Origin of the sequence: Nocardioides limicola (genome assembly GCF_016827675.1) — a bacterium.
Lineage (GTDB): Bacteria > Actinomycetota > Actinomycetes > Propionibacteriales > Nocardioidaceae > Nocardioides > Nocardioides limicola.
This window is the reverse complement of sequence record NZ_JAERJA010000003.1, coordinates 263,334-281,138: the sequence shown is the minus strand read 5'-3', so window position 1 is coordinate 281,138 and position 17,805 is coordinate 263,334. Positions and strand designations below refer to the sequence as shown.

The window sequence follows — 17,805 nt, the reverse complement described above, 5'->3', positions numbered from 1 at the left end:
AGGCAGCCGCAGATGTGGTTCGACGACTCCCGACTCGACGATCCGGCCGCGCTCGCCGAGATCGACCAGCAGCTACGCCACCTGGCCGAGTCCGGGGCGCGGGTCCGTCGGGAGGCCACCGAGGCCGACCAGGCCGCGAATGCCGCCGTGGAGAGGTCCGGGGGACAGTCGCCTCGCGCCGTGATCGCGGCCGGGCCGGACTCGCGGTTGCTCAGAGCGGTCCTGGAGCCGTGGTGCCCGGTGCCCTTCGTGGCGTGGCCGGGCCCGCTGCTGCCGGGGTGGGCCGGCAGCCTGGACCTGGTGGTGATGCTGGCTCCCGAAGGCTCCGACTCCGGGTCGGCGTCGGCGGTGGCCGAAGCGGTGCGTCGGGGCTGTCGGGTGGTGGTGGCGTGTCCGCCGCACTCGTTGGTCGCCGAGCATGCCGCCGGTCGGGACACCGCCCTGCTGCCCACCGGCACCCGCGACCAGTTGGCCACCGCGGTGGTGGTCCTCGACGTGCTGCACCGGCTTGGCCTCGGCCCCGGCGCGGACGCTGAGGAGGTGGCCGGGGTCCTCGATGGGGTGGCGGCGGACTGTTCCCCGTTCCGGGACCTGTCCAGCAACCCCGCCAAGGAGTTGGCGATCACCCTCGCCGACGCCAGCCCGCTGGTCTGGGGCGGCTCCGTGCTCGCCGCCCGGGCGGCCCGCCGGGTGGCCGAGGACTTCCGCCGCGCCCGCGGACGCGGCGCGCTGGCCGGTGACGCCGAGCACCTGCTGCCGGTGCTTGAGGCGGCCAAGGCCCGCGACGTCTTCGCCGACCCGGTCGCCGACGGTGGGGAACTGCGACCGGTGCTGCTGATCCTCGACGACGGAGCCGACGAGCCGGTGGTGCGCGAGCAGCGAGGGCAACTGAAGGCGGCCGCAGCCAGACGCGGCGTACGCGTGCACACCCTGTCGGCAGAACAGGGGAGCGAGGTGGCGCGGTACGCCTCGCTGCTGTTGCAGGGGCGGTACGCCAACCGCTACCTGGCGCTCGGCCTGGTCGACTGAGCAGAGCCCCGCGTCACGATTCTGCGATCCGGATCACTCGGTCCTACGCTGAAGGGACACCCGCGTGGGAGATCCCTTATGGCGCAGATGCGTGACGCGGCGAAGTCACTTTCTGAATCGGAGACAACCATGGACTACAAGGTCGCCGACCTGGCGCTGGCGGACTTCGGACGCACCGAGATCGCCTTGGCCGAGCACGAGATGCCGGGCCTGATGGCGATGCGGCAGCGTTACGGTGCCGAGCAGCCGTTGGCCGGGGCACTGATCGCCGGCTCCTTGCACATGACCGTGCAGACCGCGGTGCTGATCGAGACCCTGGTGGCTCTGGGCGCCGAGGTGCGCTGGGCCTCCTGCAACATCTTCTCCACCCAGGACCATGCCGCCGCTGCGGTCGTGGTCGGCCCGAACGGCACCGTCGAGGACCCTCAGGGTGTCCCGGTCTTCGCCTGGAAGGGCGAGACGCTGGAGGAGTACTGGTGGTGCACCCAGCAGATCCTGATGTGGCCCGACGGCAAGCGCGCGAACATGATCCTCGACGACGGCGGTGACGCCACTCTGCTGGTGCACCTCGGTCTCGAGGCCGAGAAGAAGGGCGAGGCTCCGGACCCGGCGTCGGCCACCTCGGCCGAGCAGCGGATCATCTTCGAGGTGCTCAACGCGTCGCTGGCCGAGAGCGGTGACCGGTGGACCCGGATCGCCGAGGAGATCAAGGGCGTCACCGAGGAGACCACCACCGGTGTGCACCGGCTCTACGAGATGATGAAGGAAGGGTCGCTCCTCTTCCCGGCCATCAACGTTAACGACTCGGTCACCAAGTCCAAGTTCGACAACAAGTACGGCTGCCGGCACAGCCTCATCGACGGCATCAACCGGGCCACCGACGTGCTGATCGGCGGCAAGGTCGCCGTGGTCTGCGGCTACGGGGACGTCGGCAAGGGCTGCGCCGAGTCGATGCGCGGACAGGGTGCTCGGGTGATCATCACCGAGATCGACCCGATCTGTGCGCTGCAGGCGGCCATGGACGGCTACCAGGTCGACACCCTCGACAACGTCCTGGACGTCGCCGACATCATCATCACCGCAACCGGCAACAAGGACGTCGTCACGGCCGAGCAGATGTCGAAGATGAAGCATCAGGCGATCGTGGCCAACATCGGTCACTTCGACAACGAGATCGACATGGTCGGCCTCGAGTCGTGGCCGGGCGTCGAGCGGACCAACGTCAAGCCGCAGGTGGACCTCTTCAAGTTCCCCGAGACCGGTCGCTCGATCATCATCCTCTCCGAGGGTCGCCTGATGAACCTCGGCAACGCCACCGGCCACCCGTCGTTCGTGATGTCGAACTCGTTCACCAACCAGGTGCTGGCGCAGATCGAGATCTTCACCAAGCCGGAGGAGTACCCGGTCGGCGTCTACGTGCTGCCCAAGCACCTCGACGAGGAGGTGGCCCGCCTGCACCTGGACGCCCTCGGTGTCAGGTTGACCACCCTGACCGGCGACCAGGCGAGCTACCTCGGCATTCCGGCGGAGGGCCCCTACAAGCCGGACCACTACCGCTACTGATCGCGGGCGTGTCGGCGGCGAACGCCGCCGCGCACGCGGGTGGTGAGTTGGTGATGGCCTCGTTCCTCGGTCCGACCGGACCGAAGAACGAGGCCATCGCCCGTGGTACCGAAGTGCGGTGAGGCACAATGACCGGCATGAACGACACGCGCCCTCGCGGCACCGACGGCAAGGGCAGGATCCTGGTCGTCGACGACGACGCGTCGCTGGCGGAGATGCTCGCCATCGTGCTCCGGCAGGAGGGGTTCGACAGCCAGTTGGTGGATCGGGGTGACGACGCGCTCGACGCGTTCCGCAGCTACCGGCCCGACCTGGTGCTGCTCGACCTGATGCTGCCCGGCAAGGACGGTATCGATGTGTGCAAGGAGATCCGCGCCGAGTCCGGCGTACCGATCGTGATGCTCACCGCCAAGGGGGACACCGTCGACGTGGTCGTCGGCCTCGAGTCCGGCGCCGACGACTATGTGGTGAAGCCGTTCAAACCCAAGGAGCTCGTGGCCCGGATCAGGGCACGCATGCGCCGAGCCGAGTCGCCCGCCCCCGAGACCCTCAACGTCGGGGACCTGACCATCGACGTCGCCGGGCACGAGGTCACCCGGCAGGGGCGGCCGATCGGGTTGACGCCGCTCGAGTTCGACCTGTTGGTCTGCCTCGCCCGCAAACCCCGGCAGGTGTTCTCGCGGGAGGTGCTCCTCGAGGAGGTCTGGGGATACCGGCACGCGGCGGACACGCGGCTGGTGAACGTGCATGTGCAGCGGCTCAGGTCCAAGGTCGAGCACGACCCGGAGAACCCCGAGATCGTGGTCACCGTGCGGGGCGTCGGCTACAAGATCGGCAGCCCCTGATCCGCGATGCCTGACCTCCGCCTCGGGCTCAGCTTCTGGCGCCGCTCGATCCAGGCTCGGGTGGTCGCCAGCACCGTGGTGCTCTCCTTCGCGACCGGCAGTGTCGTCGGTTGGTTCCTGCTCCAGCAGACCCGGGAGGGCCTCCTCGAGCACCGGGTCGACGCCGCCCTGTCGGAGGCGGCGAGTGAGACCGCCGAGGCCGAACGGCGCCTGGCCGCGGTCTCCGGGACCGAGTTCGACCCGGCCGGCCAGCGGGCCCAACTGGTCGAGCCGGTGATCCTGCGAGGCAGCGCCCGCGGGTTCGCGGTGGTGCTGGCCGGTCCCGGCTTCGGCGTCCAGATCCTGACTCCCGGAGTGGACACCGACAGTGTCCCGGAGCGGTTGCGCCGACACTTCGAGGAGTCCACCACCAGCGCGTGGACCTTCACCGAGATCCTGGCCGACCCGGACGCCGGGATCAGGTCCGGGCCCGGGATCGTGGTCGGCTCCCAGGTGCGGCTGCCCGCGGACGGTTCGGCGTACACGCTGTACTACCTGTTCTCGCTCGAGGAGGAGCGGGCCACGCTCCGGCTGGTGAGCCGGGCGCTGCTCACCGCAGGAGTGCTGCTGCTGGTGTTGGTGGCCGGGGTCACCTTCCTGGTGTCCCGGCAGGTGGTCACCCCGATCCGGCTGGCCCGCCAGGTCGCGGAGCGGCTGGCGGCCGGACAACTGACCGAGCGGCTGCGGGTCTCCGGTGAGGATGACCTGGCCCGGCTGGCGACCTCGTTCAACCAGATGGCCTCCAACCTGCAACGCCAGATCCGCCAGCTCGAGGAGCTGAGCCGGGTGCAGCAGCGCTTCGTCTCGGACGTCTCCCACGAACTACGGACCCCCATCACCACGGTGCGGATGGCCGGGGACGTGCTGCACGACGCACGGGAGGACTTCGACCCGGCCACCCGCCGGGCCGCGGAGCTGCTGCAGACCGAGCTCGACCGATTCGAGGGACTGCTCGGTGATCTGTTGGAGATCAGTCGCTTCGACGCCGGCGCCGCCACCTTGGAGACCGACGACGTGAACCTCGTCGACGTCGCCCATCGGGTTGCGGAGATGACCCGCGGGCTCGCCGACCAGCGCGGAACCAGGGTGGTGGTCACCGCTCCCGGTCACCCCTGCCTCGCCGAGGCCGACGTACGCCGGGTGGAGCGGGTGATCCGCAACCTCGTCACCAACGCCATCGACCATGCCGACTCCTCCGACGTCGAGGTGCTGGTCGCCGGCGACGACCACGCCGCGGCGATCGCGGTCCGCGACCACGGGGTCGGGCTGGCGGCCGGCCAGTCCGCGATGGTGTTCAACCGCTTCTGGCGGGCCGACCCGGCCCGAGCCCGCACCAGTGGCGGCACCGGTCTGGGGCTGGCCATCGCCCTGGAGGACACCCATCTGCACGGCGGCTGGCTGCAGGCCTGGGGCCGGCCCGGCCAGGGTGCCCAGTTCCGTTTGACATTGCCCCGCCGAGCCGGCGACGAACTCCGGCACAGTCCGCTGTCCCTGGTTCCCGAGGATGCGGAGGTGCCGATGTGAGGAGCGACGGGATCCGCGCCGCACTGATCGTCAGCGTCCTGCTGCTCACCGCCGGGTGCGTGCAACTGCCGGTGAGCGGCCCGGTGGTGGAGAGCCCGGTGGAGGTGGAGGCGAACGGTCCGGACGCGGTGATCGTGCCGAACCCGCCCCAGCCCGGTGAGTCCCCGAGTGCGGTCGTGACCGGGTTCCTGGAGGCGATGCAGGCCAGTCCGGTGCAGACCAGCATCGCCCGGCAGTTCCTGTCCGGTCGGGCCCGGTCGCAGTGGCGGCCCGAGCAGGCCACGGTGATCTACGGCCAGATCACTCCGCCGACCGGCGCGGCCGAGGTCCAGGTGACGGTGCGGGGCGCCCATCGGCTCGACGAGCGGGGTGCCTGGTTGGGAGCGGTGCCGTCGACCGGGAGCCAGATCACCTTCCCGATGGTGCGCGAGGACGACGAGTGGCGCATCGATGCTGCTCCGGATGCGTTGCTGGTGCCTCGCTCATGGTTCGAGCAACGCTTCACGCAGGTGGACCTGTACTTCTTCGACCCCACCGGTCAGGTGCTGATCCCGGAGCCGGTGTTCGTGCCTCGGGGTGATCAGTTGGCGACCGCGCTGACCCGAAGCCTGCTGCACGGGCCCGGCGAGGGACTGGTCGACGTGGCCCGGTCGTTCTTCCCCGAGGGCGCGGAGTTGGGGCTCTCCGTCCCGGTCTCGGCCGGTGGGACCGCCGAGGTGGCGCTGACCGGGGAGTTCGAGCGGCCGAACGCGGAGGTGGCCGCGCTGATGAGTGCGCAACTGGCCTGGACGCTGCGGCAGGACCCGGCCATTCGCGGCATCCGGATCACCGTCAACTCCGAGTCGGTGCCCGCTCCCGACGGGGCGCCGGAGTTCCGGATGACCCACGGTGAGGAGTACGCGCCGACCATCGCCGGCGCCAGCTCGCGGATGTTCGGCCTGCGTGACGGTCGGGTCGTCGAGGTGCTGCGGACCGGCGTGATCGGCACCGGAGGACCGCTGGGGCGCGCCGACGCTCCGCGTCAGCGCGAGCTGGCGGTCGACCTCGATGCACGGCGGGTGGCCGGCGTCTCCCGGAACGGCCGGGTGCTCAGGGTGGCCTCGATCACCGATCCCGTCGCGGCCCCGGAGTCGGCGCTCACCGGCACCGATCTGCTGCGGCCGGCATGGGACTCCGACGGCAGGCTGTGGACGATCGACCGGGCTCCCGGCGGCGCGGCGGTCTCCGTGATCACCGCCGCCGGGCCGCAACCGCTGCAGGTCCGTGGTGTCAGCGGTGAGAACGTGACCGCCTTCCTGGTGTCCCGGGACGGATCCCGGCTGGTGGCCGTGGTCCGCCGCCCCGCGGGCGACTCGTTGGTCGTGAGCCGGATCCGGCGCGACGAACGCGGCGCCGTGGTGGGGGCCGGACCGGCCACCGTGATCGCCTGGGACGTGGACACCCCGCTGGACGTGCAGCACCTGGCCTGGCGCACCGCGTCCAGCGTGGTGGTCGTCAACGCCCGCAGCGACCAACTCACCGAGATCCGGACGATCCCGGTCGACGGATCACACGGCCGCAGTCGGGAGGCACTGGTGCTCCGCCGGGACCGGGTGCTCGGGTACGCCGGCTCGCCGGTGGAGTCCGATCGACGCTACCTGCTCACCGACGACGGCGTCATCGACCTCGACGACCGGGAGCCGTTGCCCTTCGACGACGAACTCGACGCCCTCGCCTTCGTCGGCTGACCCCCCGTCGAGTTGGGCCCCATCCGCGCCGAGTTGGGCCCCATCCGCGTCGACTTGGGCCCCATCCGCGTCGAGTTGGGCCTCCTACGGCGCCAACCGTACTTCTCCACAGGCCCTGGTTGCGCCGGACACCGCCGATGCGCTGGGCTGGGTCGATGGGCTCGCCGTGGTCGGACTTCGTCGTTGATCCACTGGCCGACCTGGTGTTCGGCAGTCAGTGCCTGGGCTGCGCGCTCCCGGGTCGGATGCTGTGCGGCGACTGCAGCGCCGCGCTGCCGACGACCGCCTTCTGGACCCGACCGACGCCCTGCCCCGAGGGACTGGGCGCCGTCGCGGCGTCGGCTGCCTACGGCGGGCCGGTGCAGGCGATGGTGGTGGGACACAAGGAGCATCGACAACTGGCCCTGCGGCGGCCGTTGGCCCGACTGCTGGCCACCTCGGTGCAGTTGCTCGTCGCCGACGACCCCGGGGTGCCGGTGCTGGTGGTTCCGGTGCCCTCCGCACCGTCGAGCGCGCGGCGGCGCGGCCACGATCCCTTGTACGCCGTGGCGCGCGGCGCAGCCCGGGCACTGCGGCGCGCCGGCACTCCCGCGCGGGTGACCCGCCTGCTCGTGGTGGGTCGGCGGGTGCATGACCAGAGCGGCCTGGACAGCGCTGCCAGGGCGCAGAACCTGGCCGGGGCGTTGGCCGGTCGTCGCCGGGCCCTGAAGGCCGCGGCCAGTGGCCGGCCGGTGCACGTGGTGATCGTCGACGACGTGATCACCACCGGCGCCACCGCCCGGGAGGCGCAGCGAGCCCTGGAGGAGTTGGGGGTGCGGTTGCGGGGGATCGCGGTGATTGCCGCGACTCAGAGGCGGACGGCCCTTTTATCGTCGGCCGGTTTCGACTAGCGTCTCTTCATGGAGTCCACCCACCTCTCGCGGCCGGGGGGCTCTCTGTCTCCCGGGTTCGCATGAAGTGAGGTTCGGCTCCCCATCGCACCCGACTCCAGGAGGTAGGAATGGACGTTGTCGTCACAGGTCGTCACTGCGAGGTGTCCGACCGGTACCGCACCCATGTCACCGAGAAGCTCGCTCGCCTGGAGAAGCACGACCACCGGATCATGAGGGTCCAGGTGGAGGTGGAGCAGGAGCGCAACCCGCGCCAGCACGACCGGGCCGTCCGGGTTCAGTTGACCGCCTTCTCCAAGGGCCCGGTGATCCGCGCCGAGGCGGCCGCCGAGGACAAGATGGCCGCGCTCGACCTCGCGATGGACAAGATGGCCTCGCAGATGCGCAGGGCCGCGGACCGTCGCCGGATCCACCGCGGCCGACACACCCCGGTGAGTGTCGGGCAGGCACTGGCCGACGCGATCCCCGAAGGGCTGCTGGCCGGTGCCGAGCAGGCCGAAGAGACGGTCGAGGAGCGCACCGTCGGGCCGATCACGGTGACCGGGGACGGACCGCTGGTGGTCCGGGAGAAGGCACACCCTGCCTCCCCGATGACGTTGGACCAGGCCCTGTACGAGATGGAGCTGGTCGGCCACGACTTCTACCTGTTCGTGGACAAGGAGAGTGAACGTCCGTCGGTGGTCTACCGCCGCAAGGGCTACGACTACGGAGTGATCTCGCTGGACCTCGGCGACGCCGCTCAGTGAACACTGTCCTGCCTGTGTCGCCGGTCTCTGCCATGATGCAGGGGTGGACAAGGGGCAGCCGGCGGAGCCGATCAGGGTCGTGGTCGTTGATGACCACGAACTCTTCCGGCGCGGGTTGACCATGCTCCTCGGTGTCGAGGCCGGCATCGAGGTCGTCGGTGAGGCCGGGGACGGCGACGAAGGCATCGAGGTCGCGGCGCGCGTGGCACCCGACGTCGTCCTGCTCGACGTACGGATGCCACGCCGCTCCGGCCTGGAGGCCTGTCAGGCCATCAAGGAGGCCGCTCCGTCGGCGAAGATCGTGATGCTCACGATGAGCGACGAGGAGGCCGACCTCTACGAGGCCGTCAAGGCGGGTGCCGCGGGCTATCTGCTGAAGGACTCCTCGATCGATGAGGTCGCCCAGGCGGTCCGGGTGGTCGCCGACGGGCAGTCGCTGATCAGTCCGTCGATGGCGACCAAGCTGATCGACGAGTTCAAGCAGATGTCGCGGCCCGAGCGTGCCGAGTCGCCGCGCCTCAAACTGACCGAACGTGAGCTCGAGGTGCTCGGGCTGGTGGCCGAGGGGCTGAACAACCGCGACATCGCCAAGCGCCTCTTCATCAGCGAGAACACGGTCAAGAACCACGTCCGCAACATCTTGGAGAAGCTGCAGTTGCACTCCCGGATGGAAGCGGTGATGTACGCCGTGCGGGAGAAGATCCTCGAGCTCTGATGGTCAGTCTCTCCCTCGACCAGGCTCGCAGGATCGCGCTCGGCGCCCAGGGGTTCGCCGACCGACCGCATGCCCGGCCCACGATGCGGACCCTGGAGCGGACCGTGCAACGCACCGGAGTGCTGCAGGTGGACTCGGTCAACGTGCTGCAGCGAGCCCACTACATGCCGCTCTACTCCCGGATGGGTCCCTACGACGTCGACCTGCTGCACCGCGCCTCGGAGCGGGGACCGCGCCGGTTGGTCGAGTACCTGGCGCACGTCCAGGCGCTGATGCCGGTCGAGCTGTGGCCGGTGATGCGGCATCGGATGGAGCGGTACCGACAACGCGAGGCCCGCTGGTGGGCCGGCATCGACGGCGCGCTCAAGCGGCGGATCCTGGCCGAGGTCACCGAACGCGGCCCGGTGACCGCCCGCGACCTCGATGACGGTGCCCCACGCACCAAGGAGCACTGGGGCTGGAACTGGTCCGAGGCACGGAAGGCGCTCGACCTGCTCGCCGCGACCGGCGACGTGGCGGTGGCTGGTCGCAACGCCCAGTTCGAGATCCGCTACGACCTGCCCGAACGGGTCATCCCCGCCGCTCACCTGAGTGGACCACACCTCACCGAGACCGAGGCGCATGTGGAGTTGGTACGCCGTGCGGCCCGCTCGCACGGCGTCGCCACGCTCGCGTGTCTACGGGACTACTACCGGATGCCGGTGGAGGCGACCCGTGTCGCGGTCGCCGAACTGCAGGCGGCGGGGGAGTTGGAGCCGGTCCAGGTGGAGGGCTGGCACCGGCCCGGCTGGCTGCACGCCGAGGCGAGGATGCCACGCCGGGTGGATGCCCGGACGCTGCTCAGTCCGTTCGACCCCGTGGTCTGGGAGCGGGACCGGACCGAGCAACTCTTCGGTTTCCGCTACCGGATCGAGATCTACACCCCCGCCCACAAGCGGGTGCACGGCTACTACGTGCTGCCCTTCCTGCTCGGCGATCGGCTGGTGGCCCGGGTCGATCTCAAGGCGGATCGCGCTGCTGGGCGGCTGCTGGTCCGGGCCGCCTGGGCCGAGCCGGCCGCGCCCGATCGGACCGCCGCCGAACTGGCCGCGGAACTGGTGCGGATGGCCGGCTGGCTCGGCCTCGACGACGTACTGGTCGAACCCCGCGGGGACCTCGCGGCGGCGCTGGAGGTGGAGATCGGCCGGTGATGCGGATCCGGCTGGCCCCCGTGGGTAGCATGGCCGGGGTTGTCCCCCGAGTGGCGCGGCCGCGCCGCCCGTCAGATCCGTGAACTGGAGTCCGCAAGCCCGTGCCCGTCATCATCGACAAGCTGCTCCGCATCGGCGAGGGCAAGGTCCTGCGCCAGCTCGAGGCGATCGCCAAGGCGGTCAACGCCATCGAGGACGACTTCGTCGCGATGAGCGACGCCGAACTCCAGGCGATGACCGAGGAGTTCAAGCAGCGCTACAGCGAGGGCGAGACCCTCGACGACCTGCTCCCCGAGGCCTTCGCCACCGTCCGTGAGGCCGCCCGCCGGGTGATCGGCCAACGGCACTACGACGTCCAGATCATGGGTGGTGCTGCGCTGCACCAGGGCAACATCGCCGAGATGAAGACCGGTGAGGGCAAGACCCTGGTCGCCACTCTGCCGGCGTACCTGAACGCGATCTCGGGCGACGGCGTACACGTGGTCACCGTCAACGACTACCTGGCCAAGTACCACGCCGAGTGGATGGGCCGGATCCACCACTTCCTGGGCCTGACCACCGGTGTGATCCTCCCGTCGATGAAGCCGGCTGAGCGTCGTGAGGCCTATGCCTGCGACATCACCTATGCCACCAACAACGAGCTCGGCTTCGACTACCTGCGCGACAACATGGCCTCCTCGATCGAGGACTGTGTGCAGCGCGGCCACAACTTTGCGATCGTGGACGAGGTCGACTCGATCCTGATCGACGAGGCCCGCACTCCGCTGATCATCTCCGGGCCCACCCAGGACGAGGTGGCCTGGTACGGCGAGTTCGCCAAGATCGCCGGCAAGATGACCCGGGACACCGACTACGAGGTGGACGAGAAGAAGCGCACCGTCTCGGTGCTCGATCCGGGCATCACCAAGGTCGAGGACCACCTCGGCATCGAGAACCTCTACGACTCGGTGAACACTCCGCTGATCTCGTTCCTGAACAACGCGATCAAGGCCAAGGAGCTCTTCCGCAACGACAAGGAGTACGTCGTCATCGACGGCGAGGTGCTCATCGTCGACGAGCACACCGGCCGGATGCTGTCCGGGCGCCGCTACAACGAGGGACTGCACCAGGCGATCGAGGCCAAGGAGGGTGTCCGGATCCGCGAGGAGTACCAGACACTCGCCAACGTCACCCTGCAGAACTACTTCCGCCTCTACAAGACCCTGTCCGGGATGACCGGTACGGCGATGACCGAGGCCTCGGAGTTCGACAAGATCTACAACCTCGGCGTGGTGCCGATCCCGACGAACAAGCCGATGGAACGTATCGACCAGCCCGACCTGGTCTACCGGACCGAGGAGGCCAAGTACGACGCCGTGGTGGAGGACATCGCCGAGCGTCACGCGAAGGGCCAGCCGATCCTGGTCGGCACCGTCTCGGTGCAGAAGTCCGAGTACCTCTCCGGTCTGCTCAAGGCCAAGCGGATCGCGCACACGGTGCTGAACGCGAAGGTGCACGCCGACGAGGCCAAGGTGGTGGCGATGGCCGGCCACAAGGGCGCGGTCACGGTGGCCACCAACATGGCTGGTCGAGGCACCGACATCATGCTGGGCGGATCGGTGGAGTTCCTGGCCGACCAGGAGTTGCGCAGCAAGGGCCTGGATCCGGTCGAGACGCCGGACGAGTACGAGGCTGGCTGGCAGCCGGCGCTGGACCGGGTCAGCGCTCAGGTCGCGGCCGAGCATGACGAGGTCGCCGCGCTGGGTGGTCTCTACGTGATCGGCACCGAACGCCACGAGTCCCGGCGGATCGACAACCAGCTGCGAGGCCGGTCCGGACGTCAGGGTGACCCGGGGGAGTCCCGGTTCTACCTGTCGCTCCAGGACGAGTTGATGCGGCTGTTCAAGTCCGACTGGGTGGACCGGGTGCTGCAGGTGCTCAAGGTCCCCGACGACGTGCCGATCGAGAACAAGCGGGTCACCAACGCCATCGCCGGCGCCCAGGGCGCCGTCGAGGCGCAGAACTTCGAGTCCCGCAAGAACGTGCTCAAGTACGACGACGTGATGGACCGGCAGCGCAAGGTCATCTACGGGGAGCGGCGCGAGGTCCTCGAAGGGGCCGACATCGCCGACCAGATCCGTGGCTTCATGGACGACGTGGTGGCCGGCTACGTGCGCGGCGCCACCATGGAACTGGCCGAGGACTGGGACCTGGACACGCTGTGGACGGCGTTGAAGCGGCTGTATCCGATCACGCTGAGCCACGCCGACCTCGATGCCGAGGTGGGCGGCCGGGCCGCGATGACCCGGGAGAAGCTCATCGAGCGGATCACCGCCGACATCCACGCCGCGTACGACGTCCGGGTGGCACAGGTCGGCGAGGAGGTGGCCCGGGAGCTCGAGCGTCGGGTGCTGCTCTCGGTGCTGGACCGGAAGTGGCGCGACCACCTCTACGAGATGGACTACCTGCGTGAGGGCATCCACCTGCGTGCCTACAGTCAGCGGGACCCGCTGGTGGAGTACCAGCGTGAGGGCTTCGACATGTTCGCGGCGATGATGGACGGCATCAAGGAGGAGGCCGTCGGCTACCTCTTCAACCTCGAGATCGAGGTGGGTGAAGACGCCGACGGCGACAGCGAGGTCGTCTTCATCGAGGAGGACGAGGCCCCGGCCCGATCCGCTCCGGCAGCCCAGTCCGCTACAGCAGCCCAGGCCACCGCGGCGACCCAGTCCGCTCCGGCAGCCCCGGCGTTCAAGGCCAAGGGCCTCGAGCGGCCCAAGCAGCCCCAGCGGCTGACCTACACCGCTCCGGACGAGACCGGCGACGAGATGCAGGTGGCCGGCGGCACGGTCACCCACCACGACGACCCCTATGCCACGGTGGGTCGCAACGAGGTGTGTCCGTGCGGGTCGGGCAAGAAGTTCAAGAAGTGCCACGGCGCGCCGGGGGGACCGCCGCTGACCACCGCTGTCAGCGGCTGAGCCGGTCCGCGACAGGGGCGTCAGGCGAAGACAGGGCCGTCAGGCGAACTCCAGCGAACGGCAGAGCCACCGCCCCCGGTCGACCTCGAAGCGCGCCGCGATGGCTCGGTGGCGCTGGCCCGTCTGGACCCGCAGGCACACCTCGGCGACGCTGTTGCTCAGGAAGCTTCCGTGCACGCTGACCACCCGGGGCCGGCCCTCCGGTGACCAGCGTCGCCCCAGGCCCTGATCGGAGCCGGCGGCCCGGGCGACCAACAGCGCCCGCCGAGTGAGGTCGGCCTGGACCTCCCGACTGGTGTGCCTGGCCAACTGTCCGGGGGGCCGGTCGCCGTTGACGATCTCGGCGGCGGCCTGACCGAACCGCAGCGCCCACCGCAGGAGCTCTCGCCGGAGCCGATCCGGCACATCGACGAGATCCTGCCCCGGGGCGGTGCCGGCATCGGAGGTTGCCAGCGACTCGAGATGGTCCGACCCGACCTCGGGCGGGTCCAGGGCCGGCTGGAGGTCCAGCGCGAGCGTGCCTTGGAAGGCGGCGGCGGGCACCGGTGAATCCGTGAACATGCCCTCACCTCTCAATCATTGTGTTTGCATTCGTTTGATGCAGTTCATACCCACTCGCCCGGGTTTGAAACCCGACTTGGGGCACCTTCTGTGACAGGCTTGCCCGCATCGGGACTCGGGAGGGACGGATCGGATGCGCTGGGAAGAGCACCTGTGCACGCTGTTCGACGAACTGGAGCAGCAGGCGGGGGTGATGTTCGCCGCCGAGCGGGAGGCCGAGATGGCCGACCGGAGGCGGGCCGAGTACCTGGGCGTCACCCTGGCCAGTCGCCTGATCGCTTCGGTGGGGCGGGACGTGTCGGTGGACCTGGCCGGTGTCGGTCGGCTGCACGGTCGGCTGCGTCATGCCGGTGCCCAGTGGTGCCTGCTGGTCAGCCCCGCTCAGGACTGGGTGCTGCCCCTGGCCTCGATGCTGGGCGTGCACGGGCTCTCCGACCGGTCGACCCCGGAGGCGGCGTGGCGAGTCTCGGCGAAGTTGGGACTCGGTGCCGCGCTGCGCCGCCTCGGTGACGCCGACGAGGTCTGCGTACTCCATCTCGTCGACGGCAGCCGACGGGAGGGAACCGTCGGCCGGATCGGCGCCGACTTCGCCGAGATCGTGCCCGCGGCCGACCCCGGTGAGGTGCCGGCTCCGGGGCTGGTGCCGCTGGCGGCGATCGCCGCGGTCAGTTCCAAGAAGGTGCCGCTGTGATGCTCAGGTGGCGTCGAGGTCGAACGGTGGGCGTTCCCCCGGATCCAGCCCAGGAGCAGCCGCCCGACGTTGCCGAGCCTCCTCGGCATCGTCCTCCATGGCCATCGCGTCGGCGATCGTCTTCTTGACGATGCGGCGCGGGTCGAGGTCGCGCAACTCCAGGTCGGCGAACTCGGGCCCCAGTTCGTCGCGGATCTCGTCCCGGGCCTGGTCGGCCATCCGTCGCAGCTGACGCAGCATCCGGCCCGCTTGCTTGGCCAGGTCGGGCAGCTTCTCCGGCCCGACCACCAGCACCGCGACGAAGGCGAGCACCGCCAACTCGGTCAACCCGACGCCGAACACCGCCAGGCCCCCGGATCAGAACTTCGACGAGGGAGTCAGGCCCAGTTGGAGACCGGCCAGTCCGCGGCTGCGGCCCGACAAGGTGTCGGCCACCTGGATCAGCGCCTTGGCAGCGGGAGTGTCCGGGGCGCTGCGCACCACCGGGTCACCGCTGTCGCCGCCCAGGCGCAGGGCGGTCTCCAGGGGGATCTGGCCGAGCAGCGGTACGTCGTACCCGAAGCGCTCCGACAGGGTGCTGGCGACCCGGGCGCCGCCGCCGGCGCCGAAGACCTCCAGCAGTTCACCGTCCGGCAACACCAGGTGGCTCATGTTCTCCAGCACGCCGACCACTCGCTGATGCATCATCGAGGCCATCGTGCCGGCACGTTCGGCCACCTCGGCCGCAGCCTCCTGCGGGGTGGTGACCACCAGCACCTCGGCGCTGGGGAGGTGCTGTCCGAGGGAGATCGCGACATCGCCGGTGCCCGGTGGCAGGTCGAGCAGCAGCACGTCCAGGTCGCCCCAGTAGACGTCGGCCAGCATCTGCACCAGAGCCCGGTCCAGCATCGGGCCCCGCCAGGCGACCACCTGGTCGCGGCGCGGCTTGAGCATGCCGATCGAGATCACCGAGACACCGGACGGCGCCGGGACGGGCATGATCAGATCCTCGACCTGGGTCGGTCGGGCGTCAGCGACCTGCAGCATCGCCGGGATCGAGTGGCCATAGATGTCGGCGTCCACGATGCCGACCTTCAGGCCCCGATCGGCCATCGCGACAGCCAGGTTCACCGTCACCGACGACTTGCCGACACCGCCCTTGCCGCTGGCGATCGCGAACACCTTGGTCAGGTTGCCCGGCTGCGAGAACGGGATCTCGCGCTGCGCCCGACCGTCGCGGAGCACCTCCTGGAGCCCGGCCCGCTGCTCGGCGGTCATCACGCCGAGCTCCAACTCCACCCCGGTGACCCCGTCGACCGCCTGCACAGCGGCCCGGACGTCGGTGGTGATCGTGTCCTTCATCGGGCAGCCCGCCACCGTCAACAGCACGGTGAGTCGGACGGTTCCGTCCGCGTCCACCTCGACCGACTCGACCATGCCGAGCTCGGTGATCGGTCGCTTGATCTCCGGGTCCTGGACGCCGGCCAGGGCGCTGCGGACCTGATCGGGGGTGGGGCTGCTCATGGTGCCCAAGCGTACGTCGTACCCCCGAGCCCCCCGGCATCGGCGTAGCATCGGTGGAATGGCGACGAAGTGGCGACACCTGACCGTCGCGGCAGTGGCCGCACTGGCCGTCTCCGGCTGTGGCTCCGGGTCAGAGCCCGGGGCGGCCGATCCGGAGCCGGAGCGACCGGGGGAGGCAGCCCCTGACTGCGCGGCGCTGTGGGTCGACGGCGGCACGCTGCCCGAGGAGTACGACGGCTGCGTGGCGGACGGCGTGCTGGTCGAGGCGGATGGCTTCCCGTGCGAGTTCGGGATCCCGCTGTTCACCTATGCGGACCGCTACTACGCGGTGGCGGGGGGACGGATCAATGAGACCGACGGGCCGCTGGCCAACTCGGAGCAGTACCTGAACGCCTTCGACTCGTGCGCCGGCTGACCTGTTAGCCTGACCGTTCCGACCGGCGCACCGGCGCGCCGTCGTTGACAGGTGCAGAAGACATTCGGGGGAAGACGACGTGAGCAGGGAGCGTGACGTGCGCGTGCGCATCAACAGGACGTTCGCAGTACTGGCCACCGCACTCGCGGTGACCGTGGCCGGACTGGCCGTCGCGCCGACCGCCAGTGCGGAACGGTACAAGCCCCGCCCCGGTGTCGTGTTCAACAACCCCTTGGGCACCGTGGACCAGAAGTGGGCCGTGCACAACGAGATCGTGCGCTCGATCCGCGGCACCGGACGCAAGCAGAAGATCCGCATCCACAGTTGGAACATCCGTAGTGGTGCCATCACCCGGGCCCTGATCAACGCGCACAAGCGGGGGGTCTCGGTGCGGGTGATCATCTGGGTCGGCAACGCCCACGCCGAGAACCCCAACGAACTCCTCGATGAACTCGAGCGGGAACTCAAGCGCAACGGCAACCGGAAGCGCCCCCAGGCCCGTAAGAGCGGCGTCACCCGGTGCGTGGGCTCGTGTCGTGGCCGTGGCGGCATCGCGCACAGCAAGTACTTCCTCTTCACCCGGGTCAACGGGGTCCGCCACGTGATCATCTACGGCGGTCACAACGCCACCCGGATCGCTGCCACTCACCAGTGGAACGACGTGGACATCATCACCGAGAAGCGCCCGATCTTCCGGGACTTCATGCGGACCTTCAACGAGAGTTACCGCGACGAGCCGGTCCGACCGGCCTGGCGGACCAACACCTTCGGTCGCTGGGAGACCCAGTTCTACCCCTACCAGGGCCCGAAGATCAGCGGCGATCCGGTGCTGGACGACCTGCGCAAGGTCAAATGTCGCGGCTCGACCCATCCGGCGACCCCGAACGGCCGCACCCAGATCAGGATCGCGATGACCTCGTGGCACGGTGAGCGCGGCAAGAACATCGCCCGGCTGATCACCCGCAAACAGGACCAGGGCTGCGACATCAAGATCATCTACGCCGTCGCCGGCAACCAGGTGATGCGGATCCTCCGTAGCGAGGGCAACAGGCCGGTCCCGTTCCGACAGATCGTCCAGGACTTCGACGGCGACGGGGTCTACGACCGCTATCTGCACACCAAGGTGATGACCGTGCGTGGCGTCTGGGACGGCCGAACCCGAGCATCGATGGTGTGGAACGGCTCTGCCAACTGGTCGCCGCTGGTGATCGCCAGCGACGAGGCCGGCATGCGGATGCAGGCACCGGCCAAGGCGCGTGCCTACGCCCGGTTCGTGGACCACTGGTACGACAACCCGCCGGTCAGTGCTCGCCCCAACCCGCAATTGATGGCGCGCACCGCGGCGCAGGGGATCGACCCGTACGCCAAGATCGAGGTCGACTGACCTGGCCGAGCAGTCAGCCACTT

The 17,805-nt window shown here is 69.6% G+C and carries 16 protein-coding genes; 13 read left to right on the top strand and 3 right to left on the bottom strand.

Going from position 1 to position 17,805, the window contains the following annotated elements; genetic code table 11:
* Positions 1–12: 12 nt before the first annotated feature.
* The 10 genes from JKG67_RS08450 (at position 13) to secA (ending at position 13,228) form a co-directional block, all read left to right on the top strand.
* Entirely contained in the window at positions 13–1,029 is a 1,017-nt protein-coding gene (locus JKG67_RS08450; RefSeq protein ID WP_203336846.1) for an SIS domain-containing protein, read from the top strand.
* A 129-nt stretch (positions 1,030–1,158) separates the two neighbouring features.
* The gene (gene ahcY, locus JKG67_RS08445) at positions 1,159–2,592 is read left to right on the top strand and encodes an adenosylhomocysteinase (protein WP_238998149.1); all 1,434 of its coding nucleotides are present in this window, start codon (positions 1,159–1,161) and stop codon (positions 2,590–2,592) included.
* A gap of 128 nt (positions 2,593–2,720) precedes the next feature.
* Positions 2,721–3,437: an MtrAB system response regulator MtrA gene (mtrA, locus tag JKG67_RS08440; RefSeq protein ID WP_443678534.1), complete on the top strand. Its 717-nt coding sequence runs from the start codon at positions 2,721–2,723 to the stop codon at positions 3,435–3,437.
* Positions 3,438–3,443: 6 nt separating this feature from the next.
* Positions 3,444–5,000: an MtrAB system histidine kinase MtrB gene (mtrB, locus tag JKG67_RS08435; RefSeq protein ID WP_203336844.1), complete on the top strand. Its 1,557-nt coding sequence runs from the start codon at positions 3,444–3,446 to the stop codon at positions 4,998–5,000.
* Entirely contained in the window at positions 4,997–6,727 is a 1,731-nt protein-coding gene (locus JKG67_RS08430) for an LpqB family beta-propeller domain-containing protein (RefSeq protein ID WP_203336843.1), read from the top strand. The genes mtrB and JKG67_RS08430 overlap by 4 nt, the downstream gene beginning before the upstream one ends.
* A gap of 155 nt (positions 6,728–6,882) precedes the next feature.
* The gene (locus JKG67_RS08425; protein WP_238998148.1) at positions 6,883–7,617 is read left to right on the top strand and encodes a ComF family protein; all 735 of its coding nucleotides are present in this window, start codon (positions 6,883–6,885) and stop codon (positions 7,615–7,617) included.
* A 110-nt stretch (positions 7,618–7,727) separates the two neighbouring features.
* Entirely contained in the window at positions 7,728–8,363 is a 636-nt protein-coding gene (hpf, locus tag JKG67_RS08420; protein WP_203336841.1) for a ribosome hibernation-promoting factor, HPF/YfiA family, read from the top strand.
* 43 nt (positions 8,364–8,406) lie between these two features.
* Positions 8,407–9,078, top strand: a complete 672-nt coding sequence (locus JKG67_RS19050) for a response regulator (RefSeq protein WP_307816478.1) — start codon at positions 8,407–8,409, stop codon at positions 9,076–9,078.
* Positions 9,078–10,268, top strand: coding sequence for a winged helix-turn-helix domain-containing protein (locus tag JKG67_RS08410; protein ID WP_203336840.1), 1,191 nt, complete (start codon positions 9,078–9,080; stop codon positions 10,266–10,268). Before JKG67_RS19050 ends, JKG67_RS08410 begins: the two co-directional genes overlap by 1 nt.
* A gap of 101 nt (positions 10,269–10,369) precedes the next feature.
* Complete coding sequence (gene secA, locus JKG67_RS08405) at positions 10,370–13,228, top strand: preprotein translocase subunit SecA (protein WP_203336839.1); 2,859 nt, start codon at positions 10,370–10,372, stop codon at positions 13,226–13,228.
* A 39-nt stretch (positions 13,229–13,267) separates the two neighbouring features.
* Here the strand turns inward: secA and JKG67_RS08400 are convergent, their stop codons facing one another.
* A complete protein-coding gene (locus tag JKG67_RS08400; RefSeq protein ID WP_203336838.1) occupies positions 13,268–13,789 on the bottom strand; it encodes an Rv3235 family protein in 522 nt (173 codons plus the stop codon).
* A 133-nt stretch (positions 13,790–13,922) separates the two neighbouring features.
* On the opposite strand from JKG67_RS08400, the gene JKG67_RS08395 reads away from it, so the two are divergent.
* Positions 13,923–14,480 (top strand): hypothetical protein, encoded by a 558-nt coding sequence (locus JKG67_RS08395; protein ID WP_203336837.1) that lies wholly within the window; start codon positions 13,923–13,925, stop codon positions 14,478–14,480.
* 3 nt (positions 14,481–14,483) lie between these two features.
* Here JKG67_RS08395 and JKG67_RS08390 read toward each other — a convergent pair whose 3' ends face one another.
* Positions 14,484–14,822, bottom strand: a complete 339-nt coding sequence (locus JKG67_RS08390; protein ID WP_203336836.1) for a sec-independent translocase — start codon at positions 14,820–14,822, stop codon at positions 14,484–14,486.
* A gap of 15 nt (positions 14,823–14,837) precedes the next feature.
* On the bottom strand, positions 14,838–15,983 hold the full coding sequence (locus tag JKG67_RS08385) for an Mrp/NBP35 family ATP-binding protein (protein WP_203336835.1): 1,146 nt from the start codon (positions 15,981–15,983) through the stop codon (positions 14,838–14,840).
* Positions 15,984–16,041: 58 nt separating this feature from the next.
* Here JKG67_RS08385 and JKG67_RS08380 point away from each other — a divergent pair, with 58 nt between their 5' ends.
* Positions 16,042–16,398, top strand: a complete 357-nt coding sequence (locus JKG67_RS08380; protein WP_203336834.1) for a hypothetical protein — start codon at positions 16,042–16,044, stop codon at positions 16,396–16,398.
* Between the two features lie 79 nt (positions 16,399–16,477).
* A complete protein-coding gene (locus tag JKG67_RS08375; RefSeq protein WP_203336833.1) occupies positions 16,478–17,782 on the top strand; it encodes a phospholipase D-like domain-containing protein in 1,305 nt (434 codons plus the stop codon).
* The last annotated feature ends 23 nt before the right edge of the window (positions 17,783–17,805 follow it).